A 4573-nucleotide genomic window follows, 5' to 3' on the forward strand; every position below is an offset into this window, starting at 1 on the left:
ATAAAAAGAATCAGCATAAAGCTTGTCAATACAAACTTTATGCTGAAATATAGTTTTTAAGGGACGACTATTTAAAAATAATTTATCAGTATTCAAACTATTTACAATAGATGTGGTAAAATATTATAACTATATAATACTATTAAAGTATCGCAAAAATATAATGTTTTAAAAAAAGCTCGACCTCACAGAAAGTTAATTGTTTATAAGGAAAAAACCTATATTTACAGAATACTTATAATTTGGAAACATTGCTTTTAGCCTGTACATTCCATTAGGTAAAGGAGCTATTAATACATAATTAACTTTAGGATTATAAGATATTTGTTGAATAATATTTCCTTGTAGAGTTTCTACTATATAGTAGTTTATCTTAAAAGCTGCCAACTTATATGGTAGAATTACCCTATTATTATCATTAGTTAATAATGTGGAGAAAAATGGTGATGATTGTTCTTTAATATTTTCTTGCAATGCAACACTTTCATTATCATACCTATCCATAGCAGTTATAGCAAAATGAAAGTTTCTTTGCATCGAAGGATCTTTTAAAACTAAAGACTTGCCTATAAACTTAGTGTATAATAAATTTTCAGATTTATTAATATCTACTGGAAATTTTTTACTTGCATATATATTATAATAAGGTGAAGTTCCTTTCCATTTTAAAATCTTAATACTACTATTTTTATCTGAAATTATTAAATTGTTATTGTTATTATAATATGAAGGAGCAGCTATATTATATTTATAACCATACAAAACAGGAGGAATGGCAGGACTAATATTAAATAATTTTTCATAATCAAGTATTCCTTGTGTATTATTAGTAAGAAAAAACGACCTAAAGTGAGCTTGTCCTATTCCTAAACTACGACTAATATTCATTTGCCGCTTTACTTCATTAAGTGTCCAACTTCCTTCTTTAGGACTAAGGAGATAAGTGCCTATTCCTGAAATAATTTCTTTTTGACATCTATTTTCATTCCAATCAGCAAGGAAAGGATAGTAATTATTACCACGAAAATATTGCATAGGATAAAGCTGATCCATTAGTCCTAAACGTAACCATTCTTGTGCTTCTTGTGAAAAACGGTCGCGAGCATTATAATTCTTAGAAGAATAATGTTTTAAGTCAGCATATTTTCCTATAGGCGAACATGATATTCTTACCCAAGGTTTTATAAATTTTACTTGATCATGAATAGTATGCACAATCTTTGTTATTTGTGCACATCGGTCATTTGACCTATCTCCATATTTACTTGTTGGTTTATGCCATGAATCAGGATAACGAATGTAATCAAGATTTATACCATCTACATCATAATGCCTTACCATTTCTGTACATATTTTTGCTAAATAATGAGAAACATTGCCATCTGCAGGATCTAGGTATGCCTCTTTTGAAATGTAATGTAATTTAAGTCCTTTCTTTTTAAGTTGTTTTACCCCAATCGACTTTTTGTTTCCTGCAGGTATAGATACTATCCATGCATGTATAGCCATTCCTCGTTTATGACATTCTTCTATTGCAAATTTTAAAGGATCGTAGCCATTTTCTGGAGCTTTCCCTTCTACACCTGTAATACATCTGTCCCATGGCTCTATAGCAGAAGGATAAATAGTAGTAGCACGTATTCTAGTTTGTAACAATACAGTATTTATGTTAGCTTGCTGATATTTATCAAGGATAGATATTAACTCCATCTTTTGATACTCTATATTCTTTAAAGAATTAGCATAAGTCTTCGGCCAGTCAAGATTAGCAAGAGTTGTTAACCATACTGCCCTAGTTTCTCTCTTAGGTGAATGAATATAAGATATTGTATCAGAAAAGGTTTGTGCCATGCTTTTGAAGCTTGTTAGCGCAAAAATAAAGGAAATAAATATTTTATTATACATATATTAATTATAAGAACAATGTAAATACTTGTTTTTTAGATGTAAATAACAGAAAAAAAACATAAATAGGTTACAAAGATATGCAATTATTTTTGTATTCTATATATTTTATTTATCTTTGTCAAAATATATGTTCTCTACAATTAGATTTATATAGATACTATTTTTTTATAATAAAATAAAATATGAATATGATGATTAAAAGATTGATGATTATCATGGTAGTTTCCATGTTGAGCTTAGGAGCGTTTGCTCAGTTTCAAGAAGGTAAGGGTTATTTAGGTGCATCGCTCACAGGCTTAGATATTCACCATAATAGCAAGTATGGTTTAAACATAGGCCTTGAAGGTAAAGCAGGTTATTTTTTAAGAGACAATTTGATGGTTTTAGGACATATTAGTGCAGAGCATAATGGTTCTGATACTGTAGCTGATCATTTCACTGTAGGTGTAGGCGGTCGTTTTTATATTACACAAAATGGTCTGTATCTTGGTGCGAATGTTAAGTTCACCCATGAGAATATTAATTATAACGATTTAAAACCTGGTGCTGAAGTAGGATATGCTTTTTTCCTTAATCGTTCTGTTACTATCGAGCCTGCACTATATTATGATAGGTCTTTTAAGAATGCAGATTATTCTACTGTAGGTTTAAAGATAGGTTTAGGTATATACTTATTTGATGATTAAGATAGAAAATAAAAAGGATGCAAGAATTTCATTCTTTATTATTAGAGAAAGCTGTTAATGAGTTTTCTCAATTTCCTGGTATAGGTCGTAAAACGGCTCTCCGATTAGTTCTCCACCTGCTTCGTCAATCGACGAGTCGGGTGGATGAATTCTCTAATGCAATAACTTTGATGAAGCATAACATAAAGTCGTGTAAAGTATGCCATAATATTTCTGATACTGACCTTTGCCCAATATGTTCGGATATTCACCGTGATAAAAGTATTGTATGTGTAGTAGAAAATATTCAAGATGTGATGGCTATAGAAAACACACAACAGTTTTCTGGTTTATATCATGTTCTTGGTGGTATTATTTCGCCTATGGACGGAGTAGGTCCAAACGATATTGAAATAGATTCACTTGTAGAGCGTGTACGTAGTGGAAGTATAAAAGAAGTTATCTTTGCATTAGCAAGCACCATGGAAGGTGATACAACTAACTTTTATATATCTCGAAAAATAAAAAAATTTAATATAAAGTTATCTGTTATAGCTCGTGGAATATCTGTTGGTGATGAATTAGAATATACCGACGAGGTAACTTTGGGAAGAAGTATTGTCAATCGTACTCCTTTTGATAATTAAGAATAAAAACAATGGAAAAGGTTAGGAAAATATTATTAAGCGAATTATTAGGTCTTTTAATAATAGGTTTGTTTATTGTAGTGCTTTTCGAAACTAATTTACTTTCACCTGGTCTAATATCTGATAAAGAGCATTATAATTGCCTTATAATTGCCCAATTTATTATGCAACTATTAACCATAGCAGTAATACCTTTTGCTCTTTATTTATTTAGATTTCCTTTTATTAAAAACCAGCTATTATCTTCTAACCCAAAGGTTATAAGCACATTATTATGCTGGGGTAGTGTTAGAATATGGCTACTTTGTTTTCCTATGATTTTAAATCTATTTTATTATTATTTATTTGGTTTTGAGGTTAGCTTCTTTTATTTATCTTTGATCCTATTATTAAGTATAGTTTTTATATTTCCTTCAAAGAAAAGATGTGTGCACGAATGTAATTTAGATAAGGAAAAGCTATAATTTTATTTATAATTTTATGAATATAAAGATTAACGATCATCAGTATACATTGCGTGCATTAGAGCCTGAAGATCTTGATTTTTTGTATATTATAGAAAATGATAGTTCTCTTTGGAAATTTGGCGCATCAAATGTTCCTTACAGTAAATATGTGTTGCGTAATTATATAGCCACTTCTAACAACGATATTTATATAGATGGACAAGTACGTTTAATTATAGAAACAGAGCTAAAAGAAACTATAGGTATGGTAGATTTGGTTAACTTTGATCCTACACATCGCCGTGCTGAATTAGGAATAATTCTCTTAGAAGCCTATCGTAATAAAGGTATAGGACAAGCTGTTATCAAAGAAATTTGTCATTATGCTTATAAATATTTACACTTAAATCAGGTTTATGCTATTGTAGATAAAAATAATTATTCATGTTTACAATGCTTGCAAAGAGTTGGTTTTATAAAAGGTGCAGTGTTAAAGCAATGGCTGTTTATAAATAATGATTATATAGATGCTATAATTCTACAATATATCTTTCATAAAAAAAATATCGTTTAAATATTTGTAGAATAAAAAAAAAACAGTAACTTTGCACTCGCAAAAAGGGATTAACACCTTGAGGTTTTAGTTTTGGTGTGTTAGTTCAGTTGGTTAGAATGCCTGCCTGTCACGCAGGAGGTCACGAGTTCGAGTCTCGTACACACCGCTGAAAGTTCTCTAAAAACATTAGAGATTAAATAATAAAATATTAAAAAGACCATAGCCTTTTCTAAGTTATGGTCTTTTTAATTCATACTACTTATCATACCCTAATTATTATGGGTCAGTCGTAAAACCCAGTTGCAAGCCCTCTCCTCTCAGGCACATAATTTCATAAGTATTTGTTATCTT

At 29.9% G+C, this 4573-nt stretch carries 4 protein-coding genes and 1 tRNA gene; 4 read left to right on the top strand and 1 reads right to left on the bottom strand.

Going from position 1 to position 4573, the window contains the following annotated elements:
* Positions 1 to 195: 195 nt before the first annotated feature.
* The gene (locus AC1DCD_RS10005; RefSeq protein WP_464641354.1) at positions 196 to 1905 is read right to left on the bottom strand and encodes a glycoside hydrolase family 10-like protein; all 1710 of its coding nucleotides are present in this window, start codon (positions 1903 to 1905) and stop codon (positions 196 to 198) included.
* Positions 1906 to 2096: 191 nt separating this feature from the next.
* Between AC1DCD_RS10005 and AC1DCD_RS10010 the strand changes: the two genes are divergently transcribed.
* The 4 genes from AC1DCD_RS10010 to AC1DCD_RS10025 all read left to right on the top strand — a co-directional run bounded on the left by AC1DCD_RS10010 (position 2097) and on the right by AC1DCD_RS10025 (position 4388).
* Positions 2097 to 2594, top strand: coding sequence for an outer membrane beta-barrel protein (locus AC1DCD_RS10010; RefSeq protein WP_019036917.1), 498 nt, complete (start codon positions 2097 to 2099; stop codon positions 2592 to 2594).
* 17 nt (positions 2595 to 2611) lie between these two features.
* Positions 2612 to 3220, top strand: coding sequence for a recombination mediator RecR (gene recR / locus AC1DCD_RS10015; protein ID WP_464641352.1), 609 nt, complete (start codon positions 2612 to 2614; stop codon positions 3218 to 3220).
* A gap of 480 nt (positions 3221 to 3700) precedes the next feature.
* Positions 3701 to 4240, top strand: a complete 540-nt coding sequence (locus AC1DCD_RS10020) for a GNAT family N-acetyltransferase (RefSeq protein ID WP_008448663.1) — start codon at positions 3701 to 3703, stop codon at positions 4238 to 4240.
* A gap of 74 nt (positions 4241 to 4314) precedes the next feature.
* Positions 4315 to 4388 (top strand) — tRNA-Asp (locus tag AC1DCD_RS10025).
* Positions 4389 to 4573 lie beyond the last annotated feature (185 nt).

The organism is Prevotella sp. C0209C1 (assembly GCF_056583855.1).